Origin of the sequence: Mesorhizobium sp. BH1-1-5, assembly GCF_020165615.1 — a bacterium.
In the GTDB taxonomy this organism is placed as follows: Bacteria; Pseudomonadota; Alphaproteobacteria; order Rhizobiales; family Rhizobiaceae; genus Mesorhizobium.
Genome location: NZ_JAIUIM010000025.1, coordinates 75,078 through 93,611 on the forward strand (window position 1 = coordinate 75,078; position 18,534 = coordinate 93,611).

15 protein-coding genes are annotated in these 18,534 nt (G+C 63.7%); 7 read left to right on the forward strand and 8 right to left on the reverse strand.

Annotated features, from left to right (window positions below; all coding sequences use genetic code 11):
- Positions 1–33 precede the first annotated feature (33 nt).
- The 3 genes from ssuD to LB572_RS27045 all read left to right on the forward strand — a co-directional run bounded on the left by ssuD (position 34) and on the right by LB572_RS27045 (position 3,630).
- Positions 34–1,194, forward strand: a complete 1,161-nt coding sequence (ssuD, locus tag LB572_RS27035; RefSeq protein ID WP_224669892.1) for an FMNH2-dependent alkanesulfonate monooxygenase — start codon at positions 34–36, stop codon at positions 1,192–1,194.
- Positions 1,195–1,335: 141 nt separating this feature from the next.
- Positions 1,336–2,796, forward strand: a complete 1,461-nt coding sequence (locus tag LB572_RS27040; RefSeq protein WP_224669893.1) for a phospholipase D-like domain-containing protein — start codon at positions 1,336–1,338, stop codon at positions 2,794–2,796.
- A 24-nt stretch (positions 2,797–2,820) separates the two neighbouring features.
- Entirely contained in the window at positions 2,821–3,630 is an 810-nt protein-coding gene (locus LB572_RS27045) for an endonuclease/exonuclease/phosphatase family protein (RefSeq protein WP_181179035.1), read from the forward strand.
- A 43-nt stretch (positions 3,631–3,673) separates the two neighbouring features.
- Here the strand turns inward: LB572_RS27045 and LB572_RS27050 are convergent, their stop codons facing one another.
- Positions 3,674–5,653: a BTAD domain-containing putative transcriptional regulator gene (locus LB572_RS27050; protein WP_224669894.1), complete on the reverse strand. Its 1,980-nt coding sequence runs from the start codon at positions 5,651–5,653 to the stop codon at positions 3,674–3,676.
- A gap of 162 nt (positions 5,654–5,815) precedes the next feature.
- On the opposite strand from LB572_RS27050, the gene LB572_RS27055 reads away from it, so the two are divergent.
- Both LB572_RS27055 and LB572_RS27060 read left to right on the forward strand, forming a co-directional pair.
- The gene (locus tag LB572_RS27055) at positions 5,816–6,868 is read left to right on the forward strand and encodes a DMT family transporter (protein ID WP_224669895.1); all 1,053 of its coding nucleotides are present in this window, start codon (positions 5,816–5,818) and stop codon (positions 6,866–6,868) included.
- Positions 6,783–7,697: a DUF1194 domain-containing protein gene (locus LB572_RS27060; protein ID WP_318014069.1), complete on the forward strand. Its 915-nt coding sequence runs from the start codon at positions 6,783–6,785 to the stop codon at positions 7,695–7,697. Before LB572_RS27055 ends, LB572_RS27060 begins: the two co-directional genes overlap by 86 nt.
- A gap of 62 nt (positions 7,698–7,759) precedes the next feature.
- Here the strand turns inward: LB572_RS27060 and LB572_RS27065 are convergent, their stop codons facing one another.
- From LB572_RS27065 to LB572_RS27085, 5 genes are all read right to left on the reverse strand, one after another.
- Positions 7,760–9,724: a glycoside hydrolase family 127 protein gene (locus LB572_RS27065; RefSeq protein WP_224669896.1), complete on the reverse strand. Its 1,965-nt coding sequence runs from the start codon at positions 9,722–9,724 to the stop codon at positions 7,760–7,762.
- A gap of 19 nt (positions 9,725–9,743) precedes the next feature.
- The gene (locus LB572_RS27070) at positions 9,744–10,601 is read right to left on the reverse strand and encodes a carbohydrate ABC transporter permease (protein WP_140801208.1); all 858 of its coding nucleotides are present in this window, start codon (positions 10,599–10,601) and stop codon (positions 9,744–9,746) included.
- Positions 10,601–11,527, reverse strand: coding sequence for a carbohydrate ABC transporter permease (locus tag LB572_RS27075; RefSeq protein WP_224669897.1), 927 nt, complete (start codon positions 11,525–11,527; stop codon positions 10,601–10,603). Before LB572_RS27075 ends, LB572_RS27070 begins: the two co-directional genes overlap by 1 nt.
- A 336-nt stretch (positions 11,528–11,863) precedes the next feature.
- Positions 11,864–13,102 carry an ABC transporter substrate-binding protein gene (locus LB572_RS27080; protein WP_263498368.1) on the reverse strand — a complete coding sequence of 413 codons (1,239 nt, stop codon included), beginning with the start codon at positions 13,100–13,102 and terminating at the stop codon, positions 11,864–11,866.
- Between the two features lie 84 nt (positions 13,103–13,186).
- Entirely contained in the window at positions 13,187–14,236 is a 1,050-nt protein-coding gene (locus tag LB572_RS27085; RefSeq protein WP_224669898.1) for a LacI family DNA-binding transcriptional regulator, read from the reverse strand.
- A 372-nt stretch (positions 14,237–14,608) separates the two neighbouring features.
- Here LB572_RS27085 and LB572_RS27090 point away from each other — a divergent pair, with 372 nt between their 5' ends.
- Positions 14,609–15,883 (forward strand): outer membrane protein, encoded by a 1,275-nt coding sequence (locus LB572_RS27090; protein ID WP_181179033.1) that lies wholly within the window; start codon positions 14,609–14,611, stop codon positions 15,881–15,883.
- 195 nt (positions 15,884–16,078) lie between these two features.
- Positions 16,079–16,507, forward strand: coding sequence for a dihydrofolate reductase family protein (locus LB572_RS27095; RefSeq protein WP_224669899.1), 429 nt, complete (start codon positions 16,079–16,081; stop codon positions 16,505–16,507).
- A 134-nt stretch (positions 16,508–16,641) separates the two neighbouring features.
- On the opposite strand, the gene LB572_RS27100 is transcribed toward LB572_RS27095, so the two are convergent.
- Together LB572_RS27100 and LB572_RS27105 are read right to left on the reverse strand one after the other, a co-directional pair.
- The gene (locus tag LB572_RS27100) at positions 16,642–16,836 is read right to left on the reverse strand and encodes a hypothetical protein (RefSeq protein ID WP_224669900.1); all 195 of its coding nucleotides are present in this window, start codon (positions 16,834–16,836) and stop codon (positions 16,642–16,644) included.
- Between the two features lie 222 nt (positions 16,837–17,058).
- Positions 17,059–18,534: SdrD B-like domain-containing protein (locus tag LB572_RS27105; RefSeq protein WP_224669901.1), on the reverse strand; the 1,476-nt coding region annotated here is incomplete at its 5' end.

Below are 18,534 nucleotides of genomic sequence, written 5' to 3' on the forward strand. Positions count from 1 at the left end.
CCCAGATTCCGCAATCGCTGAAGGAACAATCCGATGTCCAGCAACAACACCCGTCCGCTCGATCTCTACTGGTATCTGCCGACGCATGGCGACGGCCCCTATCTCGGCACCGACGAGCGCCACCGGCCGGCGACCTTCGGCTATCTCAAGGAGATCGCCCAAGCCGCCGACCGGCTTGGCTTCAAGGGCGTGCTCCTGCCCACGGGCACCCGCTGCGAGGACGCCTGGATCGTGGCCGCCGGGCTGATCCCGCTCACCGAACGGCTGAAGTTCCTGGTGGCGCTCCGGCCGGGCAGCGGGACGCCGGCGCTGTTCGCGCGCCACGCGGCCACGCTGGACCGCATTTCCGGTGGCCGGGTGCTGCTCAACGTCGTCACCGGAGCTGATCCGGCCGACCTTGCCGGCGACGGCAACAAGCTCGCTCACGACGAGCGCTATGCGCAGACCGACGAATTCCTGACCATCTGGCGGCGGATCCTTTCCGGTGAGCCGGCGGATTTCGAGGGCAAATACCTTTCGGCGCACGGCACCGACATCTCCTTCCCGCCCGTTCAGCAACCGCATCCGCCGCTCTGGTTCGGAGGCTCTTCCGATGCCGGCATCGCGATCGCCGCCAAGCATGTGGACGCCTATCTGAGCTGGGGCGAACCGGTGGACCAGCTCGCCGAAAAAATCGATCGCGTGAAAAAGGCGGCGGCGGCGCAAGGCCGCACGATCCGCTTCGGCCTGCGCATTCATCTGATCGTGCGCGAAACCGAGGACGAGGCCTGGGCCGCCGCCGACCGGCTGATCAGCCATGTGACCGACGACCTGATCGCCGAAGCCCAGAACGGATTCGTCAACATCTCGGAATCGGTCGGGCAGAAGCGCATGTCGGCGCTGCATCAGGGCCGGCGCGACAAGCTGGTCATCGGTCCGAATCTGTGGGCCGGTCCCGGGCTGGTGCGCGGCGGCGCCGGTACCGCGCTCGTCGGCAATCCCGACAATGTCGCGGCGCGAATCCGCGAGTATCAGGAGATCGGCATCGAAACGATCATCGCGTCCGCCTACCCGCATCTGGAAGAGGTCTTCAACGTCGCGGAACTGCTGTTCCCGAAGCTCGGGCTGAGCGGCGAAGCCGCGCCGGCGGAACGCAGTTGGGACGTCGAGTTCGGACGCGGCGTACGCCCGAAAGTCGCCGCGTCCGCCTCGTAGGGCTCTTCACGCGGCAAACGAGGGAAATGGCGCGCGCCGTCGAAGCTGCAGACGGCGTATCATCGCGCCGGCGCGTATTTGCCGGAACAGCCTTGACCGCTCGCATTGCCTTCCGCGCCGGCTCGCACAATAGTCGGGCCGATGTTCGAGGCGATTGCGAGTCACTGGTCGACGCTTATCCTGCTCCTCTCGCTGGCGATGGCGGCGGTGGGCATCGTGCACGCCATCATGACGAAGGAGGACGTGCGCGCGGCCACCGGCTGGGTGGGCGTGATGCTCTTGTCGCCCTTCCTCGGCGCGATCATCTACGCCATTGCCGGCATCAACCGCATCCGCCGGGCGACGATCAGCGCCATGCGCCCTGTCTCCAGCGAGGCGGCCGCGGCCAGGCACGATCGCGACGTCGCGCTAGAAGCCCTGATCAGCGCCGAATTTGGCCAGCGTTTCACCGGGCTGAAGACGCTTGGCGACAGGGTGGCGAGGCGTCCGCTCACCTCGGGAAACACCATCGCGGTGCTCAAGACCGGCGACGAGGCCTATACGGCGATGTGCCGGGGGATCGACGCTGCGCAAAGCAGCGTGCTTCTGGAGACCTATATTTTCGACAATGACGCGGTAGGCGCGCTTTTCGTCCAGTCGCTCGGCAGCGCGGTCAAGCGCGGCGTCGCCGTGCGGGTGCTGATCGACGCGGTCGGCGTGCGCTATTCGGTACCCAGCATTCTGAAACAACTCAGGGAGGCCGACGTCCCGGTCGATCTCTTCAACGGCAACATCGTCATGGGGTTGAGACTTCCCTACGCCAATCTCAGGACCCACAGGAAGATCCTGATCGTCGACGGCACGGTGGCGTTCACGGGGGGCATGAACATCCGCAAGGGATTCTCGGCCGAATTCGCCGGTTCCGACAGTTCGCGCGACACCCATTTCGAGGTCACCGGGCCGGTGGTGGCCGACCTGTTCTCGGTTGCCGCCGAGGACTGGCGCTTTGCCGGCAACGAGGCCTTGAAAGACGGGCCCTGGCAGGTCGAGCGCCCGGTGCCGCCGCCCGGTCAGCCGATGCTGGTGCGCGCGGTGGCGACTGGGCCGGACGCGTCCAACGAAACCAATCTCAAGCTGCTGATGGGCGCCTTTTCGGTCGCCCGCAAATCGATCCGCATCATGTCGCCCTATTTCCTGCCGGACCGCGAGTTCATCAGCGCGTTGACCACGGCCGGCCGGCGCGGTGTCGAGATCGACATCGTCGTGCCGGCGGTGAACAACCTTTTCCTCGTCGACCATGCGATGACGGCGCAGTTCGACCAGGTTTTGAAGCATTATTGCCGCGTCTGGCGCCACGAGGGCTCGTTCGACCATTCCAAGCTGATGGCGATCGATGGCGTGTGGGCCTATGTCGGCTCCTCCAACCTCGACGCCCGCTCGCTGAGGCTGAATTTCGAGATCGACATGGAAGTGCTGGATGAAAACTTCGCCGCCGAGATCGACGCCCGTATCGCGGCGGCCATCTCCACGGCTCAGCCGGTGACGCTGCAGACGTTGAAGGAAAGGCCATTCATAATCCGCGTCTTCGACCGTTTGCTGTGGCTGGGATCGCCCTATCTTTAGAGCAGGAAATCGAGCAGCAGGATCATGGAGATAGACGACATCAAAGGACGCAGCCTGCCGGAGACCGTGATCTTGTCGATACGCGGCAGAAATGCGCGTAAGGCGAAGGCGACGCCGCGCAAGCGCGTCAACGACACCGAAATCGTCGTTGCCTCCTATAACGTCCACAAATGCATCGGCACCGACCGGAGGTTCGATCCCGAAAGGACGGCGCGCGTCATCCGCGAAATGAGCCCCGACGTGATCGCGCTGCAGGAGGCCGACAACCGTTTCGGCGATAGGGCCGGGCTGCTCGACCTTGCCCGCCTGGAACTGGAAACGGGGCTGGTGCCGGTGCCGGTCAGCGGCAATGGCAAGGGGCATGGCTGGCGCGGCAACGTGCTTCTGTTCAAGCGGGGCACCGTGCGCGACGTCCACCAGATCAAGCTGCCGGGACTGGAGCCGCGCGGCGCGCTGGTCGCCGAGATCGATCTCGACGAGAAACGGTCTGTACGCGTCATTGCCGCCCATCTCGGCCTCTTGCGCCGCTCACGCTCCGAACAGGCCCGCGTCGTGCTCGACATCATGAGCAGCGCTGACGAAAGGCCGACGCTGCTGCTCGGCGATCTCAACGAATGGCGGCTCGGCAACCGCTCGGCGCTGAACACGCTGCACACGACCTTCGGCCCGACGCCGCCGGCGGTGCCGACTTTCCCGTCGGGCCTGCCGGTGCTGGCGCTCGACCGCATCATGGGCAACCGGCACGACCTGGTTTCGGGCGTCGAAGCGCATGACACGCCGCTGTCGCGCGTCGCCTCCGACCATTTGCCGCTGACAGCCTTCGTGCATCTGTAGGATACCGGACAGAACCGCCAGGGCTGTCGCGGATGCGGCAATTTCAACGCGGATCAGCGGCGGGAAGGCCGGCCTTCGAGAGCATGTCGAGGAAGCGCGCGTGATGATTGTCATTCACATATCGCGGCAGAAAGCCTGGGCAGACATTGTCGATATTGAGATGCGGAAGTTGTGACAGGCAATGGTGGATTGCCCGTGACGCCTCTTCATTGTTTCCCGTCGCAGAAGCAGCGGCCGCCCAATAAAGGGCGCCGCGCACGAATCCCGGCTTTGTCCTGACCACCTTGCGGGCGACTTCGAGCGCCCGCCGATCGTCTCCGCCGGCGAACAGCGCTATAACCAAGCCGTGATGGCGCCAGAAGTCGATGACGTCATGCGTTCCAAGCCGGACCGCCTCGTTGGCCTCGCGCATTGCCTCGCTGACCTGTCCGCGCAAGGCGAAGAGCATCGAAATATCGCCGTGGCCGCTGGGGTAGCTCGGATTGAGACTGATCGCGTGCTGGCATTGCACGATTGCCTCGTCAATCCGGCCATCGCATTCGTAGGCGAATGACAGGATGCAACGGGCAATTTCGTCATCGGGCACAGCCCTTACCGAGTCCTCGGCAAGCTCAATCGCACGGTCGATGTGCTCCTGCTCGCGAGGCAAAGCACCGAACGCAACACCCATGGTCGTCGCGATGGACAGCGTCCGTTTCGCGCGAACGTTATCGGGCGCCAGCAAAAGAGCCTTTTCGGCGAGATCCTTCGAGACCAGGAGCGAGTCCCGTGTCATCTCGAAGTATTTCATCAGGGCTTCGTTCACCAGCCTGCGCACTTCGGGGGGACCGGGCGGGCTCTTGTCGCGAACCTTCCAGTTGGTCAATTGAAGCTCGAGGCTGACAGCCAACACGACCGACTGCGCGATCCTGTCCTGGAAATCGAGTGCGTTCTGCGAGTGGTCGTCGAATTTCTGCGCCCAGACATTGCGCCCGTCGGCGGCGTCGACAAGCTGGATGTTCACCCTGAGCTCGTCTCCGGACCGCTGGATGCTGCCCTTGAGCGTATAGCGCGCCCGCACGCCAGCCGGCGCCCTCGGTTCCCCGCCGTTTTTCTCGGGGGCCGAAAGCACGATATAGTCGGCCACCTCGGAAAGTGCCGTGGTGATATCGTGAACGAGACCCTTGGCGAAAAAGTCGTCACCGCGCTGTCCCGTCAGATTGACGATGTCGGCCACGACGATGGATGGGCGTCCCGAGCGCTGACCGGCGATGGCTCCATTGGCCGCCTGAGGGTTTGACGATGGCTCGGTGGAGGAAAGCAGCGATTGCCAGAGCGCGCGCGTCTCAGCGCTGACGTCGACACCGAACTCCTTCCTCAAGACGCTTCTGCAAGCCTCGAAGGTTCGCAACGCCTTGTCGCGCTGACCGCATGCAACGAGCAGTTCCATTTTCAGCCGGTAGGCTTCCTCCCGCGTCGGCTCCATGGCGAGAATTCGATCGACCACGGCCAGCCCGCTTTCAGGGTCCACAAGACGGGTGAGCTTCTCCAGCGATCCAAGCGCCCGACCCAGCAGCCTTTCGCGTTCCGATGCCGCCCAATCGTCGAAAGCATTGGTGCCGACATAAAAACCGTCGAGAAACGGCCCATTGTAGAGAGCCAAGGCAGTTTGGAGTTCGGAGGCGGAACGTGCCGACAGACCCGCTTCAAACTCGTCGACGTCGACCCCCACCGCTTCCGGCCTGAGGCCGATCAGATCCTTGTGGGAATAGACGATATCCAGGCCCTGACGCGACAGATCCCGCCGCAGGACGCTGAGCGTTTGCCGCAGGCTGTTGCGCGAATGTCCGCTGTCGCTATCGCTCCAAAGAAGGTCGGCCAGCCTCTCGCGCGGCGCTGCCATGCCCTGACACCGAGCCAGGTAGGCAAGGATTGCAGGGCCACGCTTTCCGGTCAGCCAAATTGGACCGCCAGCTTCCTTCTCAATCTGGAAGCCGCCGAAAAGCAAGATTCTACTGGCGGCAAGGCGTTCCGCACTTTGCATTGCTTAATAGCTCCCCAGCCTGACGAAATCCTAACTCAAAACTAACGCCTCGCAAGCTCCACAGCCGCGCGACCCAAGCGTTACCATGACGCATTTCATTTAGAGTTTGCTGAATTAGGGGTAGCTGAACCCGAAACATGGTTCTGCCCAAGGGTGCGGCGAATGTCAAAACTCACAGCCAATTTGCTGCTGCTGTTTGCGGCCGCGCTTTGGGGCTTCGGAAACGTGGCGCAAAAGACGGTGCTCGATCACCTCGACGCGCTAAGCGCTGTTGGGCTGCGCTGCCTGATCGGCGGGCTGCTGGTGCTGCCCTTCGTCCTGACGGAACGGCGAACGCCGGCCGACGCCGCGCATTCTTCCAGCCTGGCCCGGGTGGTTGTGCTGTTTGCCATCTTCGCCATTCTGCAACAGCTCTGCTATCTCGGCGCCAGCGTCACCAATGCGAGCTTCTTCATAAGCACGGCAACGGTGATCACGCCGCTGGCCGCCTGGCTGCTCATAGGCGAACATCCGACGGCAGGTCTCATCGTCGCCGCGGGATCGACGGTGATCGGCTGCCTGCTGTTGTCAGGCGGGGTTGCCGGTTTCGGCAGCGGCGACCTCACCGCCCTCTTGTCGGCCGGCTGCTATGCGCTGTGGACGGTCGAGCTCGGGCGCCACATGCACGCCCATGCCCGCCCTTTCACGGCTGCCGCCGCGCAGTTCCTCGGCGCCGCCGCGATTGCCCTGCCGCTCGGGGCGGTGAAAGGCAATCTGTCATCGGCCGCTGTCCTGGAGGCTGGCCCTGAACTGGTGGTGCTCGGAGTTTTCTCCACCGCGATCGCCTTCAGCATCCAGATTGCCGCCCAGCGTTTCACCTCAGCCAGCCACGCCGCGGTGATGGTCAGCGCGGAAAGCGCCTTTGGCGCTGTGGGCGCGGCGATCTTCCTCGGCGAGCGGTCTTCGCCGGCAGGCGCGCTCGGCGCGGCGATCATCCTTGGATCGATCCTGTCGGTCGCGATGTCCAGCCGGACGCCGACCGCGTCTTTGCGAACCAATCCCGGCAGAGCCGACTCGGCTTCGCCAGCAGGCGCCTGGCCGGCTGCGAGCCGCGCGTCATCGCCAATGCAGGCTGGAAAGACGCCCTCGGTTGACCTTGCTGGCGGCTACTCGCGCTCATCTCACCGGCCGAAACCGCATCGCATCGAAAACGACCTGTATCGAGATGGAGGGTAGGATGCTCGAAGGTCCTCACGGGAAATCGGATACTGACGCCGGGCGGGCAAGGCATGCCCTTTCATTGGCCAGGCTGACGACGCTGGCTGCCGCGGTCCTTTGGGGGCATGCCGCTGATGCAACCAACATCGATCCGGCATCGATGAAGGTTGACGTCGCCGTCGTCTTCGCGGTGGACTTCTCCTCTTCGATCGATCCGAAGATCGCCGACCTGCAGCGCGAAGGGCATGCCACGGCACTCACCTCGCCCGAGATCATCAGAGCCATCGCCCAGAATTACCTCGGCTGCATAGGCGTGGCCTATTTCGAATGGTCGAGCCCAGGCCGCTCGCGCACCGTGCTGCCGTGGACACGCATCTGCGGACTGGAAGATGCCAAGGCGGCCGCGTCGGTGATCAGGAATAAAGGCGATACCGGCCATATCCGCAGGGGCCGGGGCGGAACTTCGGTGTCGACGGCAATCGATGTCGGAGGCCTCCTGCTCGACGAGTTCCCCGGGACCGCCATGAAGAAGGTGATCGACATCTCTTCAAATGGCGAGAACAATGACGGGCTGCCTGTTCAGCCGAGCCGGGAGAACGCGATCGCCAAGGGCTACACGATCAACGCGATCGCCATCCCGGCGGACGACGAGGATCCCCACCAGCCGCTGGCTTCCTACTTTGCCCGATCCGTCATCGGCGGCTCACAAGCCTTTGTGATGTCACCGAAGGAACCGCACGACTACGTCACGGCCCTTCGCCGCAAGCTGGTGACGGAAGTGAGCATGAACATCGACACGCATGTACAGGCACCGGCGCAGTCCGCGCCAACTGCCGATCCTCGATAGGCTTGCACGGCCATCCTCGATGAGAACGGCCGGCCCGCCATATGCGGAAGCCGGAGCCGCGCTCACCCTTCCCTGAGCCAGACCAGCATCTCGCCGGGATCGCGATTGTCCCAAGCGAAATAGGGAACCGCCTTGAGTTTCGTTTCCTGTGTGGCGGGCGGTTGGGGACGGTAGAGATCGGCGCCCCAGTTCTCCGTTTCGGCCCGGCTGCCGATGGCCGAAAGGGTGACGACGCCGCCGAGCAGGTTCGGCTCCTTGTGCGCCTCGAGCCTTGCCTCGCGCGGCAAGGCGATGCGATGCAGTCCGCCGCCATTGTCGGTTTCCTCGACGCAGTAGAGCAGCGGGCCGCGCGCAAGTGCTACGCGACCGGTGTCCTGGCGCACATTCGGGTTGGCGAAGAGGCGCGCCATCGACATTTCGAGGTCGAGTTCGACCCGGTCGCCCTGACGCCATTCGCGGCGGATCGCGGCATAGCCCTCGACCGTCGCCGCTTCGAGATCAAGCATCTTGCCGTTGACCCGAAGTGCTGCCTTGCGGCACCAGGCAGGCACGCGCAGATGGAGCGTGAACGTAACCGGCGCCTCCGGTCCGACCTCGATAGCGACCGCGCCGTCCCAGGGATAGTTGCTGGTCTGGACCAGGGTGACCTGCCGGCCGGCGATCTCGAAACGGGCGGTCGAGTCGCCATAAAGGTGCACCGCCAGCGCATCGTCGGCGAGGCCGTAGAAATAGCTGCCGATCGACGCCACCATGCGGCCGATATTGGGCGGGCAGCACGGGCAGCGGTGCCATTTCCAGCGATGATGGCCGCCACGGCTCTCCAGCGGGTTCTCGTAGAAGAACAGCGAACCGTCGAGCGACAGGCCGGAGATCGAGCCATTGTAGAGGGCGCGCTCCATCATGTCGGCGTAGCGGGCGTTCGGGCCCATGCCGAGCATGCGGCTTGCCCAGAACACCAGGCCGACCGAAGCGCAGGTCTCGGCATAGGCGGTTTCGTTGGGCAGGTCGTAGTCGTCGGTGAAACCCTCATTGTCTTTCGACGGGCCGAGGCCGCCGGTGACGTAAAGGCTCTTCGTCGTCAGATCGTCCCAGAGCCTCTCAAGCGCGAGTTTCAGCGTGTCGTCGGCATACTCCGTCGCGATGTCGGCCATGCCGGAATAGAGATACATCGCCCTGACCGCATGGCCGACGACCTTGTCCTGCTCGCGCACCGGTCTGTGCGATTGGTTGTATTCATAGGTCTTGAAGTGGAAGTCCTTGGGGTCGGCGCCACGGGCCCGGGCCTCCTCGTCGAAATAATGCGGCTGCTGGCCGCGCTGGTCGATGAAATACTTAGCCAGCTTCATATATCTGTCGTTGCCGGTGGCACGCGCGAGCCGGACCAGAGCCAGCTCGATCTCCTCATGGCCGCAATAGCCCTTCCGCTTGCCGGGCTCCGGGCCAAAAGTGTCGGCGATGTGGTCGGCATAGCGGCTCATGATGTCGAGCAGCTTGCGCTTGCCGGTCGCCTGATAGTAGGCGACCGCGCCCTCGATCAGATGGCCGGCGCAATAGAGCTCGTGGCAGTCGCGCAGGTTGGTCCAGCGCAGGCCGGGCTGGATGCGCTGGTACCAGCTGGACAGATAGCCGTCCTCCTGCTGCAGCTTGCCGTACATGTCGATGACGGCGTCGATCTTCTTTTCGAGTTCGGGATTGCGGCGGCGGTAGAGCGAATAGGCCGCGGTCTCGATGGTCTTGCCCCAGTCGGAATCCCAGAACATCTGCGTGGTCACGGTGCGCGCGGTGAAACCGTCGCTGACGTGGAAAAGAATGACGACGCCGGGCGATGGCACGTCCGGGTCGATCTGCTCCAGCATGCGCGCCTCGACGCAGCGGTCGTAGAGGATGCCGGCGGTCTTGGCGGCGACGGCGTCGACGCGATCACCCCAGAAACCGCGGACATCGACCTGCGGCACGGGCAGTGGGCGGAAAGCGAGTTTCGGCCTGGCGGAGGTGCCGGTCTGCGCGGCGGGCTGCGATGCTGTCATGAACGTCACTCCATTCGAATTACTTGACGGCTCCGGCCATGAGGCCGCGGATGTAGAAGCGCTGCAGCGCCAGGAACAGGATCAGGCAAGGCACCATCATCACCGTGACGCCGGCCTGCACCGCGCCCCAGTCGATGGCGCCGAAGCGGCCGGACTGAAGTGCGGTCATCATCACCGGCAAGGTGAATTTGGACTGGTCGGTCATCAGCACGAGTGCCGCCAGGAACTCGTTCCAAGCGCCGAGAAAGGCGAACAGCGCGATGGTGACGACGCCCGGCCAGACCAGCGGCAGCATCACCTTGACCAGCATGGTGACATTGTTGGCGCCGTCCATGCGCGCGGCCTCCTCGATCTCGCGCGGCACGGCGTCGAAGGCGTTGCGCATCATGAATATCGAGAAGGGCAGCTGCAGCGTGACATAGACGCAGACCAGTCCGGTCAGCGTGTTGTGCAGGCCAAGCTTCGTCAGCACCAGGAAGATCGGCGTCAGGATCGACTGGAACGGGATCATGATCGTCGACAGGATGAGGACGAAGAAGAAATCGCGGAACGGAAAGCGGAAGCGCGAGAAGCCGTAACCGGCAAGCACGCTGACCAGCACCGAGAGCAGCACAGTCATCACCGAGACATAGATGCTGTTCTGCGCCGAGACCCACAGCCCGTCGCCGAAAGAGTTCAGCGTCTCGTAATTCTCGATCGAGAAACCGGTCGTCGGCCATGGCGGCAGCGGCGGCTGGCGTGCCTCCTGCGCCGGCTTGAAGGTCGACAGAACGGTCCAGACGATCGGCGCCAGGAACAGCACCGAGGCGATGACGCCGGTGGAATGCCTGGCGAGGCTGAAGGCGGCCCTGCGGTTCTGCGCCATCGCCTCGGCCATCAGTCGAGCCCCTCGGGCTTGCGCAGCAGCCAGAGCTGGACGAGGCTGAGCGCCACCAGGATGACCAGCAGCACCATCGAGAGCGCCGCGCCGTAGCCGAGCTTGAACGACACGAAGGACTGGTTGAAGATCCAGTAGACGGCCGTCAGCGTCTGGTTGCGCGGGCCGCCGCGCAGGATGATGTAGAACTGGTCGAAGGCAAGGATTGAGCCCGCGACCGACAGGATCAGCGCCAGCGCCAAAGTGCGGCGCATCAAGGGCAAGGTGATCGCCCGGAATCTCGCAAACGGCCCTGCCCCGTCGATGACGGCCGCCTCCTGCAGGTCCTGCGGGATCGACTGCAGGCCGGTCATCAGGATGATCATGGTGAAGCCGGCGACCTTCCACACCACCATGGCGATGATCGACCAGAAGGCCGGCTGGAAGGTGGCGAGAAGATTGACCTTCTTCGCGGTCAGCCCGAGGTCGTAAGCGGCCGGGCTGAACAGGCCGGAATCGACATTGAGCAGCCAGGACCAGAGCAGGCTCGCCGAGGCGAAGCCGACCACCGCCGGCATGAAGAAGGCGGTGCGGTAGAGATTGGTGAGCGGCCGCGGCCTTTCGATGAAGATCGCCAGCGGGAAGGCGACGGCGAAGATCGCGATGGTGACGATCACCGTATAGTAGAAGGTGAATTTCAGCGCGTTCCAGAAGCGCGTGTCGCGCAGGATCGCGACGTAGTTGTCGAGACCGATGAAGGAATGCTCGCCCATCAGCGGCCAGTTGTTGAGCGACATCCAGGCCGTCATACCGAGCGGGATGACGAAGAAGACGGTGACCAGGGCGACGGCCGGCAGGACATAGAGCAGGCCTACCCATTGCCGCAGGCCGGCGCCGGCGCGTGTCCTGGCGCGGGCTGGAGCGGAGGTTGCGGTGATGGTGGTCATGGTCGCGCTCCCCCTTCTCCCCATCTTGTGGGAGAAGGTGTCGCCGAGGGCGACGGATGAGGGGTGTTCCAGCGAAGTGAGACGCTGGCTTTCCCTGGAACACCCCTCATCCGTCTCGGCGCTGCGCGCCGATCCACCTTCTCCCACAAGGGGAGAAGGGGCGCGCGAACCTCGCGTCGCCCCGAACCGACAATGCAAGTGAGCTGTATCAAACGCCTAGCCCTATCTTTAGCGATGCATCATCCGGCCGCCCGGCCAGGGAGACGGGGCGGGCGGCCGGTCAGAGCCTTGGCGGCGAGGCGTTGCGCAATCCTCGCCGCCGGCTGGCCCTGGAGTCTACTTGTTCGGCGCCTGGTCGATGATCGACTGCATGGTGTCTTGCGCATTCTTGATGGCGCCATCGACATCGTCGCCGAAGAACACCTCGTTGACCATCTGCGTCCACGGACCGTTGGCGGAGTTGATCAGGTCGTTGAACACCACCGAATAGGGCGTCTTGCCCTTGGCCATCGCCTCGGCCGCCACCTGGTAGCGCGGGTCGAGATCCTTCAGCGCGTCCTTGGCGATGTCGTTGCGCACCGGCAGGCTGCCATATTTGGCCAGGATCGTCTGGCCCTCCAGCGAATAGGCGAAGTCCAGGAACTCCTTCACCACGGCGATCTTCTTGGTGCCCTTGGTGACGACGAAATTGTCGCCGCCGGCGAAGGACGACCAGCCGCCATCCTTGCCCGGCAGGAAGGTGATGCCGTAGTCGACGTCCGGATATTGCGTGTTGAGCGCGCCGATGGCGAAGGCGCCGGAGGGCGAGAGGCCGATCTTGCCGCCGGCGAAGGCCGCGAAGAAATTGGCGCCGGTATCGGTCTGCGCGCCCTCGGGCACCAGACCTTTCTTGACCATCGAGCGGTAGAGGTCGATCGCGCCGCGCAGCTGCGGGCTGTCGAGCGTCGCCTTTGAGCCGTCCTCCGACAGGATGTCGCCGCCCGAGGCCCAGATCAGCGGCGTGAAGGTGAAGATGTTGCAGCCGCCGCAATTGCCGGAGAAGTAGAAGCCCTTGATATCGCCGCCAAGCGCGTTGACCTTCTCTGCGTCGGCCTCGATCTCGGCCCAGTTGGTCGGCCCCTTCTCTGGGTCCAGCCCCGCCTGCTTGAACAGCTTCTTGTTCCAAATCAGCACCGAGGCGTCGGCCGAGAACGGCAGGCCGTAGATGCGGTCCTTGTAGGTGCCGGTCTTTACATGCGCCGGCGAGAGGCTGGCAAAATAGGGCAAGGATTTCGCCCAGTCGGTGATGTCCTCCAGCTGGCCGGCGGCGGCGAAGGACGGCGTGTAGATCAGGTCGAGCGAGAGCGCGTCGGGCGCGGTGCCACCGGCGGCGGCGGCGCCATATTTCGGGATGATCTCGGCATTGGGGATGATGTCGAGCTTGATCTGGTCCTTGTTCGCCTTGTTGAAGGCGTCGACGATGCGCGGCATGAAGTTCGAGCCGTCGGCGCGCACCCAGATGTTGGCGGTCTCGGCGGACGCCGCCTGCAGGCCGCCGCCGATGACGGCCGCGGCCAAAGCCAGCTTGGCAAACATGGTCTTCACGTTACTCCTCCTCATGGTTCTCCTCCCTGTTTTGGCCACGCCGCCCGGCGGATGCGGAGGCGCGGCCTTGTTGCTTCATTGCGGCGGGCTGCCGCATGACTGACGCACCACCAGCCGGCACGGCAGTTTCCTGATGCCCGGCGCGGCTGGATGGCCGTCGACGAGCGAAAGCAGGGCAAGCCCGGCTTCTCGGCCGAGACTTGCCAGGTTCATGTCGACGGAGGTCAGCGGCGGACGTGTCGCCTCGGCCACGATCTCCCAATTGTCGAAGCCGATGACGCCGACATCGTCGGGCACGCGGATACCGCGTTCGCGCAGCGCGTCGATGACGCCGCGGGCGATCTGGTCGTTGCCGCAGAAGACCGCGTCCGGCCAACCCTCCCTGCCCGCCTTGCCGAACAGTTGCGCCACCGCATCGTGGCCCCAGGCTTCCGACCAGGCGCCGAGCAGCGGCTCGCCCGCGGCCAGGCCATTCTCCTTCAGGACGTCGCGCCAGGCATCGGCGCGCGTGTGCACCACGGCGAAGCTTGCCGGTCCGGTGACATGGGCGATACGGCGGCGCCCGAGCCGCACGAACTGCTCGACCGCCAGCCGCGCGCCGCCGGCGTCATCGGAGACGAGGCCGACCGCGCCGGGATCGGGCTGGGTGAAAGCGTAGACGACCGGAATGCGCAGATTGGAGAGATCGACCGGCAAATGGCGGTCGATGCGTTTTCCGGTGGCGACGATGCCGTCGACGCGCTTGTCGAGCATGGCCTCGACATGCAGCTGGCCGAGCCGCTGATCGTCTTCGACATTGCACAGGAACACCGAGACGCCCTTGTCGACCAGCGCATCCGAAACGCCGGCCATCAGCGGCAGCGAGAAGCGGCCATAGGTATCGTTGGTGAGCAGCCCGACGGTGAAGGAGCGTTTTCTGAGCAGGCTCTGCGCCAGGCTGTTCGGCCGGAAGCCGAGCAGCCGCGCCGTCTCGCGGATGCGCTCGCGCGTCTCCGCGGTCATGCGCCCCTGCCCGTTCAGCGCCTTCGACGCCGTGGCGACGCTGACGCCGGCCACGGCCGCGACCTCGCGCAGCGTGACCGGCGGCCGGGCAAAGACAGGTGCTGACTCGGCGTCGGAAGACATATTCGGCGAAGGACCTCCCAGTTGAGAAAACCTTTTCTCACAAGAGCCCGTTGCATTCGGACCGGGGGGCGGATGTCGAAAGCGACGGTTTGGGAAAAGGTTTTCTCAGGTGAGGGTAGACTGAAGGCCGACGTCGCGCAAGGGTCATTTCTGCGACTTGGTCCACCGTCGGACAAGTGGTCGGACCAGAAGACGCGCCACCCACGACCAAACTGACCTTTTCTGGGTGCATTTTACCTGAACTGCCCGTATCCCGCGAAAAACCACCCAAGGGTTGGGCAGGTCACCACATCGGTGTGGCATTTCTGCCACTACAAATTTCAACAACCCCTGCTAGAACGTCGCCGGGTTTTAACTTGGGGTTATGGGGCTATGTTTCTTCGTCTTTCTGCGAAATCCGTTCTGTTGGGCGCTGTTTCGGCCGTCGCTTTGATGTCGGCCGCGCACGCCGCTGATGTCGTCCAGGAGCAGGCGGCTCCCGGCTACAACTGGAGCGGCGTCTATGTCGGCTTCGGCGTCGGCGCCGGCGCGACCGTTCACCAGATCAGCGTTCCCGGCGTCAGCTTCAACGGCATTGGCGGCAATGGCGTCTTCGGCGAACTGTCGGCCGGCTACGACTTCATGGTCAGCGATCGCTTCCTGCTCGGCGGCTTCATCGACGCTCACTACGGCAATATCGGCCCGTCGCTGAACGCGTCCGGTTTCATCGACGCCGACCTCCAGAACGTCTACGGCTTCGATGTCGGCCTACGCGCGGGTTACCTGCTGAACCCGAGCACCTTGGGTTACGTGCTCGGCGGCTATGGCTGGCAGCACTTCAAGCTTGACGGGTCGATCGGCGGCGATGGGTTCAGCTTCACCCAGAATCGCAGCGGTTATGTGCTTGGCGTTGGCATGGAAACGGTCCTCCGCGGCAACTGGACGCTGAAGACCGAATACCGCTATGCCGACTATGGTGACAAGTCGGTGCTCGATCTGGGCGGCGCGTCGCTCAATGTCGAGCCTTCGACCCACACCTTCCTCATCGGCGCCAACTACCGCTTCAACGCCCAGAATGGCGGCGGTTCCTCGTTTGCCGCGCCGACCTATAACTGGACCGGCTTCTATGTCGGCGGCGCCCTCGGCTCAGGCGCCCAGGTGCATGACCTTTCGATCACCGGAGGGGAGCTTGACGGCATCGGCGGCGAAGGCGTGTTCGGCGAAGCCAGTGTCGGCTACGATCAGGACTTTGGCGCCTGGGTCGCCGGCGTTCAATTCGACGCGCGGTACTCCGGCATCCGTTCCAAGCTCGACCTCGGCCCGCTCTCGATCAAGGGCGACGCCGATTACGGCTTCGATGCACTGGCGCGTATCGGCGCCAAGGTCAACGAATCGACCCTGGCTTATGTCATCGGCGGTTACAGCTGGCAGCACTTCAACCTGCATGGTTCCGTCGCAGGCGGTGGTGGCGGCGATATCTACGACTGGGGCTCCAGCGGCTTCTCGATCGGCGGCGGCCTCGAAACTGCCGTTTCCAACAACATGACCGTCGGTCTCGAATATCGCTATTCCCAGTACCAGAAGGAAGACTTCGGCTCCGGCGGCTTCCTCGAAGACACCCCGCGGATCCAGACTGTCCGCCTTGGCGCCAAGTACAAGTTCAACTAAGCAAAGGCCTCCAGCCAAAGCAAGAAAGCCCGCCGAATGGCGGGTTTTTTTGTGCGGATTGTCCTGCGTAAGTCGGCGGCTTAAAGGTGCACGACAATCGGGCAGTTGAGCCTCCCCTCGCCTCGGCATATTTCCATTGCCATACTATTCGATATTCGAATTAATGTGGCACTTTGGTCGAATGCGGAGGACGCAATGCGGGAATTGATCGTTACAGAGTTCATTACCGTCGACGGCATTGCCGAGCATGAGCGGCTGCCCAACGTCGTTTGGAACGACGCGATGCACAGGTTCAAGGAGGATGAGCTTGCCGACAGCGGCGCCATGCTTCTCGGACGCGTTACCTACGAGATCTTTGCCGGCCATTGGCCCTCGGAGACCGGCGACTTCGCCGACCGCTTCAACGCGCTGCCGAAATATGTTGCATCGGCCAGCCTCAAGGCGGTCGATTGGAAACCGGCCGAGCTCCTCGAAGGCCCCCTGCCCGAGGCCGTCGCCGGGCTGAAGCAACAGTCCGGCGGCAACGTCTATGTGCATGGCAGCCTGAGCGTCGCCCGGCAGCTTTTCGGCGCCGGTCTGGTCGATCGCGTGCGGCTGCTCGTCTATCCGGGGGCTGCCGGCTAGGCCCGACGCGCCGGTCGCGCTCGAGTTGGTCTCGGCCGCGCCGCTTGGCAACGGTGTGGTGGCAATGGAATACAGGCCGGTTGCGAAAGCCTGAGGGCAATTCCAGGAAACCGTTACTTTTGCTGGAATTGCTCCTAGGAAGCCTGCTGTTGGGGTAGTTCGACCGGATGCACCTTTCCGGCTTGCGTCAGTCGCGCCATGACCGCGGTCATCTGATTGCAGAGATCGACGAAACCTGCCGGCGGGATTGACAGTTGCCCGACGACGACGCGATTGATGTTCGCGCGCTCTGCGGCATCGATGCGATCCGAATAGAGCGTAAGGCGCAACACGTCCTGGCGGAAACTTATGGCCAGCGTGCCGTCGCAAAAAATCTCCGGCGCGTCGGGCGGTCGATGATCTTCTCAACGCGCTGGTTCATCGGTCCTCTCTGCCTTTTCTTGACCTCTGATCGCGCGATCCAGATGCCGATCGCACCCGGCGCGGAGGGATCGAGGGCGACATGGGATCGCCCTCGATCGGTGTTTGCATCAGATTTGCGCACGGCTTCGTCAGACGTGGAGCTGCAGGTAGCTGCCCGAGTAATTCAGCACGGACGATATGACGCCGAAGTGATCGCCCTCGTCCTGCGTCGTGAAGACATGCGACTGGTTCAACGACATCATCATATTGTTGCCGGTGGCACCATCGGTCGTGGCGTTCATGTCGGCAAAGATTTGGGCGCCGGACGGCAGGCCGCCGGATCCGCTCTGCCAGGCGGCGCTGCTTGCCTTGACCGTCTTGGTGAAGCCGTCTTTGCCGGGTTCCTTGGCGTTGTTGTAGTTGAGAATATAAGGGTCGGCATTTGTTATCTGGCCGTCTCCGTTGAAGTCGGTATGCGTCACACCGCCATTTGCAATCAGCCAGTCGGCGATGTTGGCAATCATGCCCGCTGGCGCGCTGAAGTTCGGGACACCGGCATCATTGAGCAGCGTGGTGATCGCATAGCGGACGAAATCGCCGAGCTTGTCGCCGCCTGTACCATTGGCCCCGCCGACGATCTCGCGAGCGTCGTCCCATTCGATCACCAGGGACTTGCCGCTTGCATCCGTGAATAGCAGGTCCTTGTGACCGTCTTTGTCGACATCGAGATTCCCGGGCAACAGATTGGCGATGTCCGGCGCGACGATCGTACCGGCAGCAGCGAGCTTGGAGGCGAGCGAGACGCCCTTGCCGTCCACGCCGCCATTGCTGGTGTCGGAACCAAGGATCGGAGCGTCCCACACATATTCGTGATTGTACCAGAAGCCCGGGGTGAGCCCGAGAGCGCCAAGCTCATGGTTGCCGAAGGTCAGGGCGTTGCCGACATTGACTTCCGTATGCAACGAGTCGAGCTGCCCCTCTTCTCCAGCGACCGCGACGAGTTCCTGTCCGCTGAGCACCGTTACCGTCGTGGTGGCGTCGCCGACACCATTGCCATCATGATCGACGGTCGCCGCCCAGGTCGTTCCATCCGTGAACAGCTCGGAGATCGTGTAGGTGCCTGGATGCAGGTTGACGAAGTTGAAGTAGCCGTTGGCGTCGGTCACCGTGTCGACGGTATCGATCGTGCCATTACCATCCACATCGCCCTTCAACTCGATGGTGATGCCCTCCATCCCGTGATCGGAGCCATCGAATTTGCCGTTGGCGTCCAAGTCTTCGAATTTGAAGCCGTGGATGGAGCCCGGCACGAAGTTGGCGAAGTCCTCGCCCGTGGTGGTGTTGCCGCTGGTGGCCGCGACGGTATAGCCGTCCTTGCCTAGGGTCTCGACATAGCCGTTCGGCAGCACCTCCTGCACGACATAGCTCTGGCCGCCCGTCAGCGGACCCAGGCCCGTGAACGAGTAGGAGCCGTCGCCCGCCGTCGTCGTGTGCGCGATCGGGTTGTTAAGGTCGCCGCTGGCGTAAAGGTTGATGGTGATGCCGGCCAGCGCCGTGTCGTCGTTATTGTGCCCAGCCGTCGCGTCGTCGCCGTTGACGTCGGTGTATTTGTGCCCGGAGATGCT